This is a genomic window from Streptomyces sp. NRRL B-1347 (assembly GCF_000720325.1).
Lineage (GTDB): Bacteria > Actinomycetota > Actinomycetes > Streptomycetales > Streptomycetaceae > Streptomyces.
Map to the genome: position 1 here is coordinate 471910 of NZ_JOJM01000003.1, position 19674 is coordinate 491583.

Here is a 19674-nt window from a genome sequence, read left to right on the forward strand (position 1 = left end):
GTCAGGCGGTCGTGTTCACGGCTGCGGAGCGCGTCGACAAGGGAACGTCCAGCAGCCGGGCGGCTTGCTCAACAGCGCCGTACAAGCTCTCACTGACCGGCACGCCGATATCGACGAGGCAGTCGGCGTGCTCGGCACCGCCGGAGTACAGGGCCGCCCGCACTCCGGCGGCAGCGGCGGACCTGGCGTCGTCGCGGGTGTCGCCGATGGCCACGATCCGGGCCGGGGGCAGCTCAAGCCGCTCGACATGGCGCCGCATGGCTTCCGCCTTGGTCCCGCCGGTGGGGCCGCGGCGCCCGTCGACCCGGACCAGCCAGGGAGACAGGCCGAGTCGGCCCACTTCACCCGCCAGCTCCTGGTGCGTGTGGAGCGACAGCAGCGAGGCGGTGTGCCCGGCGGTGGTCCAGGCGGCCAGCGCGTCCAGGGCACCGGGGGCCAGCTCTGCCTGGGCCGGCGCGTACTCCAGGTAGTTGCGTTGGAAGACGCCGTCGGCCGTGAGCCACTCCTCCTGCGTCAGCTCCCGTCCTATCAGCGCGGCGTAGAAGCGGGGCACGGGAACGCAGAACGTCCTGCGGAAGGTCTCCATGTCGATCGCCGGGACGCCCAGAGCGATCAGCGAGTCGTTGAGCGCCCGCAACCGCGGCGCGTTGTCGTCGAGGAGGGTTCCGTTGAAGTCGAAGACGAGGTGGGCGGTGGGCGCGACCCCTGCCCGGCTCACTCGCTCGCCCCGGTGGCCAGTGCCGCGCCCGTCTCCGGCAGGACGTCCGACGCGGCCACGCTGACCGGCATGTCCAGAATCCCGTGGAAGGTGGGATTGCTGGTCCAGCGGGGGCCGTCGAGGTCATAGCGCGGCCGGATGTCAGGCACCCGGGCCAGGACACCCCTGAGCACTTCCTCGACCTCCACGCGCGAGAACGCGGCGGCGATGCACGCGTGGTAGCCACCGCCGAATCCCAGGTGCCTGCGGCCCGAACGGTCGAGGCGGAAGGCCTCCGGTGCGTCGAAGGCATCCGGGTCGCGCCCCGCCGCACCCAGGTAGAAGTAGACGGAGTCGCCCTTCTTGATGGTCTTGCCGTGCAGCTCCACGTCCTCGGCGGCGTGCCGGGTGATGAACTGCGTCGGTCCCTCCAGCCGGATGGCCTCCTCCACGGCGGGCGTGAGGAGCTTCTCCGGGACCCGCCTCACCGCGTCGAGGGCATCCGGTGTGCGGAACAGCAAGTGCAGGCAGTTGCTCAGCAGGAACTGCGGAATCTTGTGCCCGCCGAAGATCAGATGGATCACCTGGGTCATGACCTCGCTGTCAAGCAGCTGGCCGCCCTCACCGGGCTGCTCGGAGATCAGCCGCGACAGCAGGTCGTTCCTGGGGGTCGCCCGGCGCTCCGCGATGGCATCCGTCAGATACGACACGATCTCACGCATGCTCTGCCTGGTCCGGTCGCTGATCTCCCGGTCAGGCACCGGCGAGACGACGAAATCCTGCATGAAGTCCGCGATGTCGTCCGACCACCGGATGAAGCGCTTGACCTCGTCACCGGGTATGCCGAGCATCTTGCACAGCACCAGCGCCGGAATGGGATGAGCGACCTCGGCGACGAATTCGAATTCGGTGCCGTTGCGCAGCAGTACGTCATCCAGCTGCTCGGACACGATCTTCGCGATCTCGGGCTGGATCAGGGCGATCTCCGCACTCAGGAACGCACGGTTCATGTGGCCGCGCAGCTGGGCGTGACGGGGACGGTCGTTGTAGACCATCCACGTCGAGATGATGTCGATGATGTCCGAGAACTCCGCACGCTCGGCTTCGGGGACGAGGTCCATCTTGGCGGGCACGAGCCGACTGGTGATGAAGCGTTCACCGACCAGGAGCTTGGAGACGTCTTCGTATCGGGTGATGAACCAGGATTGGGTCTCCTCATGCCAGAACAGTGGTTCGTTCTCACGGAGTTCCCGATAAATCCGGTAGCGGTCCTCTTCGAACTCGGGTGCGTTGACGCTGAATTGGGCGACGCCGCTGTTGTACTCGGTACTCATAGGACAGGACGCTAGGTGCGCATACCGCTCGCCACAGCCCCGGTCGCATGTCGCATTGCCGCCATGCGTTGACACGACATGCGTCGTCGGGCGGGCGGAACCATCGGAGATGCGACGGTGTTGCGGACCGGCCCCTGGCGTCGCCCGGCCGGTGCACCTCACCAACCTCGCCCGCACGGAGAACTCCTTGACCGACGCCGAAGCCGGCCCGGCCGACATATCCACGCTGCCCTCGAACCCTCAGAGCCTCCCCACTCTCCGGCTCCTCGCCTTCACCGCGGCCGGATTCCTGGCGATCACGACGGAGACCATACCGGCCGGACTACTGCCCCGGATCGGGCAGGGGCTCGGCGTCTCGGAGAGCCTCGTGGGCCAGTTCGTCACGAGTTACGCCCTGGGGGCCGTGGTCGCGGCCGTACCGGTGATCGCGGCGACCCGTGGGATGCGACGCCGTCCCGTACTCATATCGGCCATCGCCGGGCTGCTGGTGTTCAACGCGGTGACGGCGCTCTCCACCAGCTACCACCTGACGCTGGCGACACGCTTTCTGGCGGGCATGGCCGCAGGCGTCGTATGGGGCGTACTGGTCGGGTACGCGCGGCGGCTGGTCCCGGAACGGCTCCAGGGGCGCGCACTTGCCGTCGTCGGCGTGGGCCAGCCCGTCGCGCTGACACTGGGAATCCCGCTCGGCACCCTTCTCGGCGGCCTGGTCGGCTGGCGGGGCGTGTTCTGGATCATCTCCGGGGTCTCCCTGGCACTCCTCGCCTGGATCCGCACGCTGGTGCCCGACCTCCCCGGCCAGAAAGCATCCGCGCGGCGGCCGATCACGTCCGTGGCCACGCTGCCGGGTGTCCGGCCCGTCCTCCTGGTGGTGCTCCTGTGGATCCTGGCCCACAACGTCCTCTACACCTACATCTCCCCCTACCTGGACGCCGCCGGGCTCGGCGGACGCGTCGACGCGGTGCTGTTCGTCTTCGGCTCCGGTGCGATCGTGGGGATCTGGTGGATCGGTGCCCTGGTGGACCGGGCACCGCGCGCCGTGACGCTGGCGAGCCTGGGGGGCTTCGCGGTGGCAGCCCTTCTGCTCGGAATCGGCTCGCACTCCGCCCCGGCCGCCGTGATCGGTGTCGCCTGCTGGGGGATCACCTTCGGCGGCGCCCCGACGCTGATGCAGACGGCGCTCGCCGACGCCGCGGGCGAGGACGCGGACATCGCCCAGTCCATGCTGGTGACGGTCTTCAACCTCGCCGTGGCGGGCGGGGGTGCGGTGGGCGCTCTCCTGCTCGACGCGGCCGGTGCGACCGCCCTCCCGTGGGTGCTGCTGACCCTTTCCGTGGCGGGAGGTGCGGTGGTCCTCACCGCACGGGCGCACGGCTTTCCGCCGGGTGGGCGAAGGGGGAGCTGACCAGAGGGCGCGGTCGCCGACACCATGCTGCCGCTGTCCACGAACTGCGCCGCAGCACGTGCTCGCATCGCCGGACCGCTTACACACGGCCACTGGGCGGGCGTACTGGTGCTATGCCTGATCGGGCACGCTATGCGGACATTCGCCCGTACGCCGTCCCGGCGTCGCTCACCGAGCCGACCGGGCCGGTGGACGGCTTCGTAGAGTTGCCCATCGACCTGGACTGGTCCCAGCAGCGACGCTACGACCTCTGCCCGGCGCCGTCTGTACGAGACCGTCATCCGGGAAGCCATGAGCGCGGCCGACCTGACCCGATTCTCAACGCGGACCTCCTGCGCATGCCGTGGTCCACACTGTGGCTGCCCGCGCGGGCCGAGTCGCTGTGGCTGAAGAAGTTCCCCGACGCGGACACCCCCCGCCCCCAGTCCCCCTCGACAGAACCGCCGCACGGACGCCTCCCCCCGTCGTCCAAGGCTCTGGACCAGCACGGCGGCCAGGAGCGGCGCACCCCGGCGGGTTACTGGCTCCGCCGCAATGCCCACGGAGAAGAGGCCGTCCCGGCCGTTCCGCGGCGAGTCAGAAGCGCTCGCGGAACTGAGCCGGGGAGAGGGAGAACTCGTTCTGGAAGGCGCGGCGCATGGCCGTGGGCGTCGGATAGCCGCTGGCGCGGGCGACCTGCTCGATGCTGTCGTGGGTTTCCTCCAGGAGACGGCAGGCGGTCTCCAGCCGGGCCCGGCTGACATAGCGGCCGGGCGGCACCCCGGTCTCGGCGGTGAAGGCGCGGGTGAAGTGGCGTGGCGAGAGGCGGGCGCGCCGGGCGAGGCTCTCGATCCTGAGGTCGGACTCGGGGTGGTCCGCGATCCATTGCTGCACGTCACGCAGGCTGTCGCGCTGGGCCGTCTGGGCCATCAGCTGGGTGCTGAACTGCCGCTGGTTGCCTGAGCGGCGCAGGAAGACGACCAGGTCACGGGCGATGGCCAGGGAAGCGGACCGTCCGAGGTCCTCCTCGACCAGCGCCAGGGCGAGATCGATACCACTGGTCACCCCGGCCGAGGTGGAGATCCTGCCCTCCCTGATGAAGATGGGGTCGGCGTCGACGGTGATGTCGGGATGGGCCCGGGCCAGATCCGCGGCCTTGCGCCAGTGCGTGGTGACGCGCCGCCCCGTCAGCAGCCCCGCCTCGGCGAGCAGGAACGCACCCGTGCAGATGGACACGATCCGCTGGTAGCGCCCCGCGTGCCGGGCCAGCCACGGTACGACCACCTGCGACCCGGCGGCACGGACGCGCCGCGCGTCGATCTCTCCTCCCGGGACCACCAGAGTGTGCCAGGCGTCCGCCTCGTCGAGGGCGCAGTCCGGCACGAGAGTGATACCGCCGCCGGCGCTCACCGGCGCACCGTCCGCGCTGGCCGTCCGGACACGGTAGGCCGCGTCGCCGGGCGAGCGGTGGTCCATCACCGCGTTGGCCCGGACGAACACCGACACCGGGCCGGTCACGTCCAGTGCCTCCACCCCGTCGAACAGCACGACCAGCACACCGAGGGTTCTCACCCCGTTCAGCCTGACCCATCCAGGAGCTGTCCGCAACGCCACTTTTCTTGGCTTTTGACCCATCATGCGATGCTCCGACAAGCGCTGGCGAACACGCCCGTACTCAACGGACGTTGACATCCGACGGCAGTGGCCGCGGCCCGGCCGGGCGCGCAGGATCGCTCCCGTATCCGCCGTACGGGACGGGAAAAGCCGGCCCGGCGGTCCTGGCAGAAGGAGAAACCGCATGAGTCTGTCCACCCTGCGTTCCCTCCAGTTCCCCGCACTGGACGCGGACGCGTCGGAGTCCACGACCGGAGAAGGTCTCAGCCCGGCCCAGTGCGCGTACATCTGGACGCTGGCCTCGACGAGCGCCGTCATCTCCTGTGGCGGGACGCCGAGCGACTACATGGCCATCTACAACCGCGAATGCCGCTACTGATCTTTGCGGTTCGGGGTGATGGTGATGTTGCTCGGGGGTGTATCCCGGTGGCATGAGGTATCCCGATGGGGGTGGCCTGACCGCGAAGCAGCGGGCCCGGCGGGAGCAAGTACGCTTCGAGGCAGCCGAGTTGTTCGCGCAAGGGGTGAGGCCGCCGCAGGTCGCACGGCGGTTGCGGGTCTCCCGCAAGTCCGCCTATGCCTGGCATGCCAACTGGCGGGACCGCGGCATGGATGCCTTGCGGTCGAGGGGGCCGTCCGGGCGTCCGTCGCGGATGAAGCCGCAGTGGCGGGCCTGGCTGGCCGCGGAGCTGGGGAAGGGGCTGGCCGCGCACGGGTGGGTGGAAGACCAGCGGTGGACGCTGGCCCGGGTGGCCACCGTGATCGCCCGCCGGTTCCACGTGCGTTTCAGCGCGGCGCAGACCTGCCGCATCCTGCACCAGATGGGCTGGACGGTGCAGGTCCCGGCGCGTCGGGCCGCCGAGCGCGACGAGGACGCGGTGACCACCTGGGTCAAGGAGACCTGGCCCTTGGTGGAAAGACGGTGAGGGACCAGGACGCCTGGCTGTGCTTCGCGGATGAGTCGGGGCAGCTCCTGCGACCGCCCAGGGCGCGCACCTGGTCCCGACGCGGACACACCCCCCTGGTCACGGTCCGCGCGGCGGGCTCGGGCCGTATCTCGCTCGCCGGACTCGTGTGCCGCAGACCCGGTCGCCGCACCCGGCTCATCTTCCGGATGCTGGTGCACCACGGCCGCAAGGGCGAGAAGAAAGGCTTTCGGGAGAAGGACTTTGCCCGTCTGCTGGACGCGGTCCACCAGCAGCTCGGCGGCAGCATCGTGCTGTTGTGGGACAACTACACCCACCACATCGATGCCGCGATGCGCGAGCTGATCGAGGCCCGGCGGTGGCTGACGGTCTTCCGCTTCCCGTCCTACGCACCCGACTTGAACCCGGCCGAGGGGGTGTGGTCCCACCTGAAGCGCAGCCTGGGGAACCTGGCGCCGTGCAGCATCGACGAACTGGCCGCGCTGGCCCGCACCCGCCTCAAACGGATGCAGTACCAGCCCGGCCTGCTCGACGGATTCATCGCCGAGACCGGACTGATCTCGGCGCCACCATGACGTCACCCCGAACCGCAAAGATCAGTAGCCGCAACGGTCCCGGCCCCGCGAGCCGCGTGGGGCCGGGTCACCCGCTCCTGACTCGCGACCGGCTCCGAAAGGGAAACCGCCCATGCCCCGCACCCACCACACCCAGCAGATCGGGGAGAGCGACTGCGGCCCCGCGTGCGTGCGGACCGTGCTGCGCGGGCACGGGATCGCCGTCGACGCCGCCGTGCTCCGTGAATCCGTCGGCCTCGGTGCCGGCGGTTCCAGCATGCTGCGGCTGCGCGAGGTGCTGACGTCGTACGGGATCGACTGCGAGGTGCTGCTCCTGGACGTGGGGCAGCTGCGTACAGCTGTGGAGCTGGCCGGACCCGCCGTCATCCGGGTGCGTGTGGAAGCGTCCGCGCACTTCATCGTGGTGCACTCGGCGCACCAGTCGGGCGGTTTCCTCGTCAGCGACCCGCTGTTCTCCCGCCCCCACCTGGTCAGTGAGCAGGACATGGCCCTCATGTTCGAAGGTCAGGCCCTCGTCACCGAACGCCCGGCAAGCCGTCGGCTGCCGCTGCGCGAACGGCTGTCCGGGACGCGCTCCGCGAACCTGGCCTGGGAGATCGTCAGCGCGCGGCGCGGGGCGCTGACCGGGATCCTGGCCCTCACCTGCGCCCTGTCCCTGGTGGCCCTGCTCACCAGCCTCTACCTCCAGATGGCGGTGGACCGCGTGGCCAGGCGAGGGTCCATGGGCGCGATCACGGGGCTGACAGGCGCGGTCCTGCTCGCGGTGCTGGCCGCCGCGGGAGTGCAGTACCTGCGCGGGCGGATGACGGTCGCCCTCGGGCAGTCATTGCAGCGTGAACTGTCCGAACGCTATGTGGGCAAGCTGCTGCGGCTGCCCCTGTCCTTCCATCACGGACGCCGTGCGGGCGATCTGGTGAACAGGCTGAACGACATAGCGGAAATCCAGACGCTGGTGGCCACCGTCACCGTCCGGGCCGCCGTCGGCGTCTTCGTCGTGCTGACGGTCGGCCTCTACCTGCTGTGGACGCAGCCCCTCCTGCTGCTGGTCCTGACGCTCTCGGCTGCCATCAACCTTCTCGGCTCGTGGCTTCTGTACGGGCCGATCAGACGGGCCTCCGAGGAGGCGCTGCAGCGGGACGCGACGCTCAAGGCGGAGACGTTCAACACCCTGCACAAGTACGAGAGCGTGGCGGCGTTCGCCAGGCGCGAGTTCGCCGCCGCCCGCATCTCCCGGAGCCTGGGGCGCAGGATCGCAGCCGAGACGCGCCTGGGACGTCTGGAGAATCTGAACACGGCCCTCAAGGCGGCGAACATGGGCGCCTTCACCATCCTGATCGCCTGGGTGCTGCTGAGCCAGGCGCTCGCGGGCCGCATCACCATCGGCCAGGTCTTCTCCCTGTTCGCCGTCTCCGGCTACTTCCTGAGCTCCGCCGACGCGATCGCGGCCGTCCAGGTCGCCCTGCAACGTCTCTCGGTCGCGGGCTCCCGCTACCGCGACATCATGGCCCAACGCGAAAACACCCGAACCCTTCGCGCGGGGCCGTCCGACTCCGCCCAGCACGGGGAGCCGGGCCTCGCGGACCTCGACATGCGCGACCTGGACATCTTCTATCCCGCCGGGCGTCGGTCGGCGGTCTCCGGCTTCAGCGCCGCCCTTCCGCAGGGCTCGACCGCCCTCCTGCAGGGCGCCAACGGCTCCGGGAAGAGCACCGTGCTCAGGACGGCGGCCGGGCTCCACACCGAGTACGCGGGCACGATCACGGTCGGCGGCGCGGACCTGCGGAATCTCGACGAGGACACCCTGCGCCGCCACGTGCTCTACGTACCCGAAGACCCCCTCCTCGTGGCCGGGGACGTGCACGAGAACCTGACGCTGGGAGCCACCCACGAGGCCGCCGACATCGCCCGCGCCTGCCACATCGCATGCTTCCAGAGCGTGGTGGACACGCTCCCGACGGGACTGGCCGAGCCCGTGCGGGAAGACGGTGCGGGCCTGTCCCGGGGGCAGGTGCAGCGCCTCGGGCTCGCCCGCGCCCTACTGCACAACCCTCGCATCTACCTCTTCGACGAGTCGTTCAGCGGCATCGACCGCGACACCATGGCCACGATCTGGCGCCGGCTGATGCGCCTCGACGCCACCAAACTCCTCGTCTCCCACGGTGCGCTGCCGCACATCTCCTTCGACCACGTCATACGGATCGGACCGGCCGCAGCGGACACATCCGAAAGGACCTCCTGACATGCGCTTCGCGGAACTGATGGAGCAGGCCGGACGGTCCGGACCGGACGGCGGCGGCCCGCTCGCCGCCGACCTGCGCCTGATCACCGCAGTCAGCCGCGCCTTGCACGAAGCGCCCGTCGCCCCGCCCGGGGACTGGCCCTCGCTCACGGCGCGGTACGCAAGGGAGGGCCGGCCGCCGCCGGTCACCGCGGTGGTCCTGACCCGGGACGAGGAGGCGTCCATCGGGTCCTGCCTGCACGCCCTTGAGGACGAGGTGGACCGCGTCCTGCTGATCGACTCGGGTTCCACCGACCGCACTTTGGACATCGCGGCGGACGCGACGGACGCGCTGACGGTGCTCGCCGCCCCGTGGGCCGACGACTTCGCCCACCACCGCAACCTCGCCTTCGCGCACGTGTCCGCCGGATGGCTGATCCACGTGGACGCCGACGAATCCCTCAACGCCGCCACCAGCGGCCGCATCCGCCGGGCCCTGGCCGTACTGGACTACCTCCTGCCAGACACCGATCTCGCCGTCTGCCCCCGCGTCACCGACACCGACGGCCGCAGCTACCCCGACCTGCCCCGCGCCGTCCGTGCAGGTACCGCGCTCCGCTTCCGCGGCCGGGTGCACGAACACCCCTACGACATACGGGGGAACGCGGCCCCGGCCGTCCACGTCGACGTGCGCTTCGAGCACACCGGCTACGAACCCGCCGTCATCGAGCGGAAGGACAAGCTCGCCGCCCGCGAGCGGCTGGTGGAGCTATGTCGCAGCCAGGAGCCGGACAACCCCAAGTGGGCGTTCTACCAGGTCCGGGCCGCGCTGCGGGCTCCCACCTCACCGGCCCGGTCGCGGGAGCTGTTCACCCGCCTTCAGAGCGCCCTGTCCCGGTGCCCGACCGATGCCCCGGACTACGCACGCGAGCGGGTGCCCGACTCGTGGGCCCTGCTGTGTGAACTCGCCCTGCGCTACGGCTCGGAGCAGGACGTCCATACGTACGCCGCGCGGCTGGACGATGCGCACCGGGCGCTGGAGGCCACGTACTACCGCACCCTCGTCGAGTCCAGTCACGCGGTGACCGCGCTCTCCCGAATGGTGGATGACATCGGCGCCGTCACCGAGCACGGGCACGGGCATGAGCCCTGGCCTGCCACCGGACGGCTGCACGAGTTGCGGAGCATGCTGGCCCTGGCGTGCGGCCGCTACGACGACGCCCGGCGGGCTCTCGCGGACGCACGGGCCCACGGGACAGGCGATGGCGTCGCCGCCCAGCTCTCGGCGCTGGCCCGCCTGGCAGCGGACCAGCGCCCATGACAGCTTCCGCTGGGGCGGCGGTTCAGATGACCTGCCGCCAACCCTCCGGAGACATCGTCATGTTGGCGATGCCGCGATAGACGCGCCGCTTCCACACGGTGGCGCCCTCGCCGTACTCGGGGAGCGCCTCCACCGCCTCCTCGCGGGTGTCGAACACGTACTCCTTGCCCTTGGCCGTGCGGACCTTCCACTCGTCCATGGGCATGCCCGCCAGTCCGGGACCGATCAACATGGTGATCTCCTTGTCTCTGTTACCCCCCAGCTCTGTGGCACAGCACCTCACGCGCCCCGTGGGAACCAGGGCGGTGCCCTCGTCCGCTTCCGGCTCGCACCGCTCACGCCGGAGCTCCTCAAGGCCCCCGGCTCGGCGGCGCCCCACCCGGCTCCCCGGCGGAACGGCCATCGCTCTCCCGGCCCACCAGGCCGGCTTCGTAGCCCACCAGCGCCGCCTGGACCCGATTGTCCGCACCGATCTTGGCCATCATCCGGCTGACGTGGCCCTTCACCGTGCCCTCACTCATCCGGAGCCTGTCCGCGATCTGCCGGTTGCTCCGCCCCTGTGTCACGAGTACGAGGACCTGACGTTCCCGGTGCGTGAGACGCCCGAGCGCCTCGTGGGCCGACGACCGTCTCTGGGATTGCCCGAACAGTTGCCGGGCGGCACCGGCCGAATGGACCGCCGCACCGCACGTCACGGCCTCGATCACCTCCGCAGGGGCCTGTCTGAGCAGAACCGCCGACGCCCCGGCCCGCAGCCAGACGGACACCTCCATGCCCGGCTCGGACGGCGCCAGCACGATCACCCTCGGCACTACCGACAGAGAGGCAACCGCCCTGAGCACGGCCAGGGTGGGGGCGCCCGGCAGACACGCATCGAGCAGCACGAGGTCCGCACCGAGGCCGCGCACGCCAGAAGCGACAGCGGCGCCGTCCCGGACGACCCCCGCCCGCACAATCCCCTCCCGAGGACGAAAAACCGGCTCAAGCGCACCGAGCAGGAACCGGTCGGCCACGGCAACCAGCACACGAGGCATCGTCGATCAGCCGATGGCCCAGACAGAGACACGAGGACGCTTCCTCACCGTGACGGCGGAAAAGTCAACTACAGCGCCCCGCCGGTGACGCCTCGCACGGCTGGTACGAGCCTCCCCCACCGCCCGCTCCATCGCATCGGCACGCGAACAGGCATCGACGACCCAGATCTGGAACCCGCACACACCCTGCTCCCCGAGAGAGCGACGCGTACGGAAGGTGACATCCCACAACGGCATGAAGAGCCTCCTGACCTCAGGTTCCGGCCGCCAGTTAGACCGTGAGCAACCGGAAACGCGATTGCTGATCAAGACCAGGGTCCCCAATTCCCGGAATATCCGAAAGGACGTAAAGAGATACATTTAAGCCATCGCTATCACTGTCGGCAGCTGGGCCACGCGCCCGCCTCACCGCCGAGGACATGCGCGTCGGCCACGACTCCTCCCGTGCCACCGGGTGCCGTCCCGGACGGTGGACAAGGGTCACCGGAAACCACCCCCGACAGCCTCCAGAACTGCCATTCCACGCGTTTCCGCAGATCAGAGGCCCCACAAGCCGTCAAGCCCCACGCGATTCCCAAGCTCGGAACGCCGGTTCTATTTCAGGCACTCGCTCTTGAACGAGGGCCCAGGTCAGAGACCTGGGCCCTCGTCGTCTAGCGGTAGATGCTCGCGACGCGGGGGGGGCTGCCCTTTGCGCTTGCCGGTGAGGATGATCGGTCGGGCTGGTTCCGCTCGATCGACTCGCCGCCGCGCCGAGCCCTTCGAGGGCCGGCTCGCGGATGCTTTCCCGCCCGAGGCGCGCTCCAGGTCCCGCTCCGTACGCAGCTGCAGCTCCAGGTCGCCCGTGCCGTGGTGGCCGAGCCCTGTCACGTCCCGGGTGAAGCCAGGGACGAGGTCGACCTCCTTCGGGTCGGCCTTGAGGTAGACGAGGAGCTTGGTCTGCTGCGGCGGGCAGACGCTGGCGAAGTTCCGCAGCCGTCGGTAGGCCCGGTACTGCTTGCGCTGCACCCGGGTGATGCCGTCCCCGAGTCCCACCAGGGCCTCGTCCACCGCCTCGGTCAGCTCGGCCATCGCACCGCCCCGACCTCGAGCCGGGGGTCCCCCGTCGACACGGCGCCGCATCCGCTTGGCCTCGGCCGAGTGCCCCATGACGGAGGCCACTGTCTCCAGGCCGAAGTGGTCGCTGCCGAAGTACCGGTAGCGGACCAGGTCGATGGAGCGCCGGTGCTCGCGAACGGCGTGCGCGTCGTAGCGGGTGAAGTCGCCGGCCACGCAGATCAGCCTCGGTGCGCTCCACAGGATCTGGGACGCGGCCGTGGCCCCGAGCCGGTCGCGGACCAGGTTCCGGAAGGCGTCCTTGTGGTTCGTCAGCCAGGCCATGCAATAGAAGCCCTGGTTGATCACGCCTGCGTCGGTGCCGCGCTTGTACTCCACGATCACGGGTGCGCCGTTCTCGTCGAGGCCCAGCGAGTCGATCCGTCCCCCGTCGACGCAGTCGATGACGTACTCGCTCGCGAGGAACGTGACGCCCAGCATGGTCTCCATGTGCGCCTCGACGAGGTCCTGTACGTCAGCCTCGACCTCAGCAAGACGCGGCATGACCTCGGTCACGCCGCTATGCGTCGTGTGGAACAGCTTCAGGCCTGACACCTACCCTTCCTTGGCTCGGAGATCACCAACGCCCATGAGGTGCAGGATTGTTTCCACGCGGGGCTTCGGAGGCGTGAAGATAGTGTGAGGCCCTACGTACGGCTCGGCCACAGGCTGCTCGCGCCCCCAGTCACAGGGATCTACGATTCCCACATGTGTCCCCCGCGCCCCGGGGAATAGCGCCAGGAAGCTGCGTTTTCACAGGTCAGCCCTCGTAGCTCAGTGGATAGCGCGCGTGCCTTCTAGACACCTCCTCTTAAAGCCGCAGCACAGCCGGGGTGGCGGGTCACGCTGTGGACTTCTCCGGGTTGCCGAACGCGCCCCCGATGACGCCCACAGTCACGCCGCCCCACACCACATCCCAGACCACGTGGGGGGGCAAGGGCTCGTCCTGGGGAGCCGGGTTGGTCAGGTTGCTGTACTGCGGGACAGCCGGGCCGCATTGCCGTCAGCCTCCTCACCGTCCTCACCGACGCCCCGCTCGCCGCCGCCATCAACCTGTCGGCCCGGCTGGTGCTCCTGAGGGTCCTCGACGGCCGTCCCCACGCACCGGGCACGAGCGTGTGACGCCACACCTCCGGTAGCGGCCCGGGAAGCGTACGAGCCCTGGGAGGTGCCAGTGACAGCTGCGGTACGACTACTCACTGGTGCGAGTGAACCTGTGCCTACCTGCGAGGACGCCCGGGGAAGAACTCCTTGTATCTCCCCCCGTCACCCCTGGAGGCCTCGTGCGGCACCCGGCCGCGGCGCACGTCACCGCCCCCACAACGGTCGCCCCGACCGCACTCGGCGGCGCCCCCGAGGCCGCTTCGTCCACCGGACCACTCACAGCGACCACCGCCAGGTGAGGCCGGGCCCGCTGCCGCAACGTCGCCGAACCCGGCAACAGCTCCCGCGTGCCGCCTCCTTGTTCGCGGTCGCCTGTCTGCTCACCGGCCTGACGGGACTCACCGGCTGCGGCAGGCCCCGTGAGCCGACCGTCTCGCTCAGCCCGGCCGACACACTCAAGGCCGCCCAACTCCTGCTCACCGAACGCTGTCTGACCCGCCAGGGGCTCACCCCGCCGCGTCCCGGCGAACGGCCCACACGCGTGACCGAGGCCCGCCGGGTCGACCGCGCGCTGTTCGGCACCGGGCGGGCCGAGCTCACCCTCAAGCTGCCCAGCGGGCACGTCATCGGCCACCACACCGACGGCTGCCTGGCCGCCGCCGAGCGGCGCCTCTACGGAGACCAGGACCGCTGGTTCCGAGCAGTCACGAACGTCAACAACCTCAAGTCCAAGGCCCCGTCGCGCGACCGCGCCGCCTACCGGGAGCTGCGTGCCCACGCGCTCACCAAGGCGAGGGCTCTGCTGTCCGCCGAGGCGAAAGCCGAAACAAGCTCGAACAAGAGCTGAAGCACACCCTCACAACCAGAAAGGGACCCCTTCATGAAGCATCCAGTAGTCCTGCTGAAACAGCCCGTGGCCCTGCTCGCCGCCGCCCTGCTCGCCACCGGCATGGGCCTGACCACCGCAGCGCCCGCGTCGGCGGCGGACTGCCCGAGCGGCAACTTCTGCGCCTGGACCGACGCCGACTTCGGCGGCCAGCGCGTCAGCTGGTCCGGTGACGACGATTGGTGGGATACGTCGATCGCCGACGAGGACTCCTCCTGGGCGAACCACAGGGTCCCAGGGCCGGGCGTCAAGGACCACGTCAGGGTGTACGAGAGCGCCATCCAGTTCCCGTCCACCGGCGGTGACATGACGATCTGTCTCCGCCCGGGCGACGAAGTCCGCTACAACGCCACCGCCAACGACCGGGGCGACGCCCACGTGGGGTTCATGGGCTGCGGCTGAGGGCTCAGTAGTCGCCCAAATAGCCACAGCCCACCATGCCGGTGCGAAAGGTGCGCAGGTGAGGGCCACATGCATGGCGTCATCCGCACACCTCGCAGGCGCTCGTACACACAAGGAGGGGCGCCGTCCACGCACCGGACGGGGCTCCACTTGCGTAACCGCCACGAGCACCCTCACCCGAATCGACACCCCCACACCCAACCCCCCGGCGATCGTGCGGACGATCAGGCGCCGGTCCGGTCGAACGGGTCGCACCCTGTCGGTCGATTCGACCGCGTCGATCCAGGAGAACGCGTCATACCCGCCGACCCCACCGTCCTCGCCGCAGGCCAGGCGCCGACGGTCACCTGCCGTGAAGGACGTACCCCCGCTCGTCGAAGCGCATGGCCACGGCCCGGTAGATCTTCAACTGGTCGGTCAACCAATCGACTTCGTTCCCGCGGGCATAGCCTGCCGCGTAGCACCTGGTGGGCCTGCCCCCGTTGCCGTCCCGGCGTTGGCGGTGGGCCCGCTGGTCGCGACGTTCGGGAATGGTGTGTTTGATCTGCCGACGCCGCAGGTACCGGCGGTTGCGGTGCGATGAGTACGCTTTGCCGTCGCTGAGGTGGTCTGGCCGGGGGCGGGGCGGCCACCGGCCGGGCGGGGGACGCGAACGCGTTCCAGGACCGCGACCATCTGCGGGGATCACCCTACTGGCCGGGGCGAGCAGCACGGCCAGGGGCCGTAGCCTGCCCGCCCCGGCCAGGTGGATCTTCGTTGTCAGCCCGCCGCGTGAACGGCCGAGGGCTTCGTCCGGCCGGTGCTGGGCAAGCCGGGGCACGTGTGCCGGGCTTGCACGGCGCCAGTGCGCGGGCACCAGCCGCGTGCTGGTGAGCGCGGCACACGGTGGAATTCGCGCTCACCGTCGACCAGTCGATACGCCCTTCCGTGTCGGCGTCCGCCTGGATCGCACGCAGGACCTGCTCCCACGTGCCGCCCGCGGATCAGCAGCGGCGATGACGGTCGCACACCATCTGCCACGTCCCGAAGCGCGCGGCGGATCCCGCCACGCGGCGCCGTTCCGCAGCCGGAAGAGAATCGCATCGACCACCGTGCGGTGGCGCTTCCCACTGCCTCCGCGGCCAACGTGCTCTAGCAGGTGCGGCTCCAGCCGAGACCACTCCGCATCGCCCAGATCGCCCCGCCTCACATGCCTCGAACGATCCGCCCACCAGCACGTCCCCGGCCCATCGGGCAGGCCCTGGATCAGCCCGGCCCGCTCCGCGACGAGTGCGGCCTGGCGGCGGCGCTCGACGTGCAGCTTGCGGAAATTTGCCCGGGCGCGTTCCTTCACTGTGCCGAGGCTCAGGTGCAGCCTCAGGAAGATCTCCGCGTTCGAGAGGCCGCAGGCTACGACTACCAGGACGTAGCGTTCGCGGGGCGAGAGTTGAGCGAGTGGGTCGCGAGGAACGCCGGGCGACGTGCGTGAGCACCCGCGAGGCGACCTTCCGGCTGGTGCCGGCCGACATCATGGTCCAGCCTTCCGCCAGGCGGAGTGCCCTTGAGGACGTATCCGGCCGCCCGGCGGCGAGGGCGAGGGCCGCGTTCTCTTCCCGGTGGGAGGCGAGGAGCACGCGGACGAGCGGCGGCCCAGCCATCGCCAAGGTTCCGGTGGACAGCCCCTCCGCTTCCCAGACGCAGCGCTACCGCCGCCTGCCTGGCCGACTTCGGCCTCTGGGAGACCCGGCTGGGCCTCCGCCCCGCTCGCCATCGCCTCACTCGTCTCCAACCCTGGGCGCCACGCTCGGCCAGAAGCTCGGCAACCGCGTCATGCTGGCGACGGGTCTGGCGATCATCGCGGCGGGCTTCTTCACCCGACTCTGGAGCGCGGTGACGGTTTCGGCATCGTCACCCTCGCGATGGTCCTCACGGGCAAAGCGGCGGCCTCGCGATGCCGACCGCGCTGATGGGCGCGGCCCCCGCCGAGCACGCGGGGATCGGCTCCGCCCTCAACGACACCGTCCAGCAGGCGGGCGCCGCCCTCGGGCTCGCGGCCCTCGGTCCATCCTCTCCCGCACGTACGGCAAACGCGATGCCGGAGGACGCGCCCGGCAAGGCCGACGAGTCCATCGTCGAGGCCTTCGTGGAGGCCGTCCGCACTGGGACGCGGCGCGCTGCTCAACGCGGCTCGGGACGCCTTCACCGACGCGATGTCCGCGAGCTTCGTGGTGGGCAGGACCGGTGTCCTCGTAGCCGCGGTCCTCTCCGTCTCCCTGATGCGGCCTCGGCCGGAGACCGACACCCCGGCGCCCACGCCGGACGACGAGACGGCTCGTGTGGGCCCCTGATTTCCCCCACCCACCCGCCCTTCCTTGGAGCCGCAGCCCCAGCCTTCACCGGGTATGGGGCTGCGGCCGGCCAGGGCGCTTACGGGCGGCCCGGTGGGGAGTTCACCGGCTGCCTACTCCGGGATATAGACCGAGAACACGGGCGTGCTGAGAATCGGGTGGATGCCGACTTCTTGGGTGCCGGTCTTCTGGTACCTGATGGTCTCAGGAGTTTGGGTGTCGTCGCAGCCTAGAGTGTCGTAGGCGGTGACGTTACGGGTTGCGTTGATGACGTTGTTGGTCACGGTGCCATGGTCGGCCCCAGCCGGGATGAGAGGAGCATCCACGCACCACGAGCCCGTGGTGAAGGGGGGCTCCAACGTGCTCGTGCCGACGACGTTACCGTGGCCGTCGTGCCAGACGATGGTGACGCTGCCCGTGGAGGCCTGGGCGGCCGGGGCCTCGACGGCCATCACGCCGGTGGCGGCGAGCAGCATTGCGAACGCCGACAGCGCGGCGCGGCTCCTGGTACTGAAGCGTTTGGTCACGGGTGTTCTCCCTTACGGGGTGGGCGGATCTCTCTGACGGGCGGTCCGGGGCACCGCTGGGCGCACCGGTTCAAGGCCCCCGCACGAGGCCTGTTCAAGGGGGTGTGCTGCACAGCGCGGGCAGCACTCTGGTGTCAGCTCAGGAGCCGACCAGCGGTAACCGGCCCGATGGCCAGTGGAGTGGGGGTGGGGGGCTGGCGCCCAGCGCCGGTGGTGGCACCGGCTGAGGTGGGGGGAGGGGGGCGACAGGTGTGAGGATCAACCCGCAGGCCGGATCCATTCCATCTGAGGACATTCTGTAGTCGATCCATTGCACGTGGCAACAGGTACTGGCGCGCCCCGGCGAGGCGGCCACCGAGCCGCCCATCGCTGCATCGCGATTGAAACCCGCAGCTCACACGGCAGTTCGCCATCCGCAACGCACGGGAGAAGCCCCCCATCCCGAGTAAAGAGACGGTCAATTCGTCCGAGTACCTGCACTCGGAAACTTGCTGTTCGTCCTACTGCCGCGCAGGCAGCGACCGCTCTCATCTGAGCCATGCCAGGCGCACATCCCGGCGCGGCCTCGATGAGGACGCTCCATGACAAGTGGTTCGCCGTCCCGCTCAACCGGTTCGTGGCGGAAGCCGACCTCCCGGCGCTGTTCGCTTCGCGTCAGACGCCGCACGGAGCCACGGCCCACCCGCGCCCAGCCCCCTGGCGGACGCGGGCCCGCCCTCGTCCATGCTCGCCGAGCCGGGGAAGCGCGCGTCACCACCGTGGCCGCGGCGGCCGGGGCCGTTGAAACCCGATCGCTCCGGGTGTACACCTTCGAGCGAAGCAAGCCCGTTCGCGCTCATTCGCGTACAGAGCGTCTCCTTTACCGTCGGCCGTATGGCCAGCACGCGCAATCAGGCGCTCGCCGACTGGATGACCGAACACATACTGACCGCGGGCGCGGTCGCCGCCCTGGTCAACGCCCAACTCTCCGCCCTCACCGGGCGACCCGGCACCGCCACCGATCGCACCATCCGCCGATGGCTCTCCGGCGAGGTGACCTGGCCGCAGGCCAACCAGCGCATGGCTCTGGCGCGGCTCACGGGCCTGCCCCTGCACACCCTGGGCTTCGCCCCCCGGCACCCCCGTCCGGACATCCCGGGCGCGGAGCGCACGGGAGCCCCGCGAAGAGGCATGCCTCTCTCCCCGGCACAGGACGTCGCCGCCCCCGTGTTCCGGGGGCCATCGGCCCGGGTGGGCCACAGCGATGTCGCCCGTCTGGCCACGAAGCTGACCGAGGTCGTGGACAGCGACCACCGGTACGGCGGAACCGAGGCCGTGGAGAACGGTGCCGCCGCACTCGTCCGGCAAGCCCTCGACCTCCAGCAGCGCGGCACCATGAGCACCCGCGTGCGGAACGACCTCTACGCCCTGGCCGCCGCGTTCGCGGCCAGCGCCCTGCACGCGGCCACCGACGGACACCGCTTCCCCGCCGCACAGGAACACCTGCACCAGGCGGTGACCCTCGCCGGCCTGTCCACCGACTCGGCCGCGCAGTACCTCGCTTGGGGACTGGCCGGCGGGCTCTACCGCCAACTCGGCCGGCACACCGACGCCCTCGCCGCCGCGGACGTCAGCCGCTCGCTCTCGATCAACCGCCGCGATGCGCTCTTCGCCTCACTCGCGTTCATGCAAACCGCCGTCCACCGTGGTGGCATGAGGGACGAAGCAGCTGCCTTGCGCAGCATCGGCCGGGCCCAGGACGCGCTCGGCCGCGCCGACCTCGCGCTGCCCCGGCCCCCCTGGATCCGCTTCTACGACCAGGCCGGGCTCGACCTCTTCGCCGTCACCACCCTGGTAACCCTTGAACGCTGGCCGGATGCCGAGGCGCGGGCGCACCATGCCCTCGCCCTCCTGCGCCATCGTCCCGCCCTGGCGCGCAACCGCCATCGCGGTGTGGTCCACCTCGCGCGCGCACAACTCGAACAAGGCGCCCTGGAACCGGCCGCCATCACCATCGCAACCATCCCGAGCGACGCCTGGCACGGACGCACCGGCCGACTCGTCACCGCCTTCACCGCACGCATGCGCACCCTCGCGCCCGACGCCCCCGAAACCGGGACATGGACCGCCTACGCGCGACACCACGGCATCACCGTGAAGCGGAAGGACGGATGACCGGGGAGCGATGAGAGCGGGCGGACCCGTTTCGTCCGGGTGCGCGCACGCCGAAACCCCGAGTTCGGCCTAGCGC

17 protein-coding genes and 1 pseudogene are annotated in these 19674 nt (G+C 70.2%); 9 read left to right on the top strand and 9 right to left on the bottom strand.

Annotated elements, in window-relative coordinates:
• Nucleotide 1: 1 nt before the first annotated feature.
• A complete protein-coding gene (locus IG74_RS0104660) occupies nt 2-718 on the bottom strand; it encodes an HAD family hydrolase (RefSeq protein ID WP_051854533.1) in 717 nt (238 codons plus the stop codon).
• On the bottom strand, nt 715-2031 hold the full coding sequence (locus IG74_RS0104665; RefSeq protein WP_051854534.1) for a cytochrome P450: 1317 nt from the start codon (nt 2029-2031) through the stop codon (nt 715-717). The genes IG74_RS0104660 and IG74_RS0104665 overlap by 4 nt, the downstream gene beginning before the upstream one ends.
• 187 nt (nt 2032-2218) lie before the next feature.
• Here IG74_RS0104665 and IG74_RS47695 point away from each other — a divergent pair, with 187 nt between their 5' ends.
• On the top strand, nt 2219-3436 hold the full coding sequence (locus IG74_RS47695) for an MFS transporter (RefSeq protein ID WP_234334211.1): 1218 nt from the start codon (nt 2219-2221) through the stop codon (nt 3434-3436).
• A gap of 576 nt (nt 3437-4012) precedes the next feature.
• Here IG74_RS47695 and IG74_RS0104675 read toward each other — a convergent pair.
• Entirely contained in the window at nt 4013-4987 is a 975-nt protein-coding gene (locus IG74_RS0104675; protein WP_030669996.1) for a GlxA family transcriptional regulator, read from the bottom strand.
• 226 nt (nt 4988-5213) lie between these two features.
• Here IG74_RS0104675 and IG74_RS0104680 point away from each other — a divergent pair, with 226 nt between their 5' ends.
• The 4 genes from IG74_RS0104680 to IG74_RS0104700 all read left to right on the top strand — a co-directional run bounded on the left by IG74_RS0104680 (nt 5214) and on the right by IG74_RS0104700 (nt 10069).
• Nucleotides 5214-5408 (top strand): sublancin family glycopeptide, encoded by a 195-nt coding sequence (locus IG74_RS0104680; RefSeq protein ID WP_030669999.1) that lies wholly within the window; start codon nt 5214-5216, stop codon nt 5406-5408.
• 52 nt (nt 5409-5460) lie between these two features.
• A protein-coding gene (locus IG74_RS54630) for an IS630 family transposase (protein ID WP_420709852.1) occupies nt 5461-6530 on the top strand; the annotation gives its coding sequence in 2 pieces (ribosomal slippage) (nt 5461-5947 and nt 5947-6530; 1071 coding nt in all).
• A 112-nt stretch (nt 6531-6642) separates the two neighbouring features.
• The gene (locus IG74_RS0104695; protein WP_030670008.1) at nt 6643-8769 is read left to right on the top strand and encodes an ABC transporter transmembrane domain-containing protein; all 2127 of its coding nucleotides are present in this window, start codon (nt 6643-6645) and stop codon (nt 8767-8769) included.
• A 1-nt stretch (nt 8770) separates the two neighbouring features.
• Nucleotides 8771-10069 (top strand): glycosyltransferase, encoded by a 1299-nt coding sequence (locus IG74_RS0104700; RefSeq protein ID WP_030670011.1) that lies wholly within the window; start codon nt 8771-8773, stop codon nt 10067-10069.
• 22 nt (nt 10070-10091) lie between these two features.
• Here IG74_RS0104700 and IG74_RS0104705 read toward each other — a convergent pair whose 3' ends face one another.
• The 3 genes from IG74_RS0104705 to IG74_RS0104715 form a co-directional block, all read right to left on the bottom strand.
• Nucleotides 10092-10301 carry a hypothetical protein gene (locus IG74_RS0104705; protein WP_030670014.1) on the bottom strand — a complete coding sequence of 70 codons (210 nt, stop codon included), beginning with the start codon at nt 10299-10301 and terminating at the stop codon, nt 10092-10094.
• A gap of 118 nt (nt 10302-10419) precedes the next feature.
• The gene (locus tag IG74_RS0104710) at nt 10420-11094 is read right to left on the bottom strand and encodes a response regulator transcription factor (RefSeq protein ID WP_051854535.1); all 675 of its coding nucleotides are present in this window, start codon (nt 11092-11094) and stop codon (nt 10420-10422) included.
• A 639-nt stretch (nt 11095-11733) separates the two neighbouring features.
• Complete coding sequence (locus tag IG74_RS0104715) at nt 11734-12753, bottom strand: DUF5655 domain-containing protein (RefSeq protein ID WP_234334212.1); 1020 nt, start codon at nt 12751-12753, stop codon at nt 11734-11736.
• 907 nt (nt 12754-13660) lie between these two features.
• Here IG74_RS0104715 and IG74_RS0104720 point away from each other — a divergent pair.
• Entirely contained in the window at nt 13661-14149 is a 489-nt protein-coding gene (locus tag IG74_RS0104720) for a hypothetical protein (RefSeq protein WP_037824374.1), read from the top strand.
• A 33-nt stretch (nt 14150-14182) separates the two neighbouring features.
• The gene (locus IG74_RS0104725) at nt 14183-14590 is read left to right on the top strand and encodes a peptidase inhibitor family I36 protein (RefSeq protein WP_030670028.1); all 408 of its coding nucleotides are present in this window, start codon (nt 14183-14185) and stop codon (nt 14588-14590) included.
• 898 nt (nt 14591-15488) lie between these two features.
• Here the strand turns inward: IG74_RS0104725 and IG74_RS54635 are convergent.
• Together IG74_RS54635 and IG74_RS54145 are read right to left on the bottom strand one after the other, a co-directional pair.
• On the bottom strand, nt 15489-15779 hold the full coding sequence (locus IG74_RS54635; RefSeq protein ID WP_420709853.1) for a transposase: 291 nt from the start codon (nt 15777-15779) through the stop codon (nt 15489-15491).
• A gap of 84 nt (nt 15780-15863) precedes the next feature.
• Nucleotides 15864-16007: pseudogene (locus tag IG74_RS54145) on the bottom strand (LuxR C-terminal-related transcriptional regulator); the annotation flags it as partial.
• 772 nt (nt 16008-16779) lie between these two features.
• On the opposite strand from IG74_RS54145, the gene IG74_RS51910 reads away from it, so the two are divergent.
• Nucleotides 16780-16917: a hypothetical protein gene (locus tag IG74_RS51910; RefSeq protein ID WP_158857448.1), complete on the top strand. Its 138-nt coding sequence runs from the start codon at nt 16780-16782 to the stop codon at nt 16915-16917.
• A gap of 113 nt (nt 16918-17030) precedes the next feature.
• On the opposite strand, the gene IG74_RS0104735 is transcribed toward IG74_RS51910, so the two are convergent.
• The gene (locus IG74_RS0104735; protein WP_030670031.1) at nt 17031-17444 is read right to left on the bottom strand and encodes a hypothetical protein; all 414 of its coding nucleotides are present in this window, start codon (nt 17442-17444) and stop codon (nt 17031-17033) included.
• Between the two features lie 873 nt (nt 17445-18317).
• Here IG74_RS0104735 and IG74_RS0104740 point away from each other — a divergent pair.
• Nucleotides 18318-19598: a hypothetical protein gene (locus IG74_RS0104740; RefSeq protein ID WP_051854536.1), complete on the top strand. Its 1281-nt coding sequence runs from the start codon at nt 18318-18320 to the stop codon at nt 19596-19598.
• Nucleotides 19599-19674: the final 76 nt, after the last annotated feature.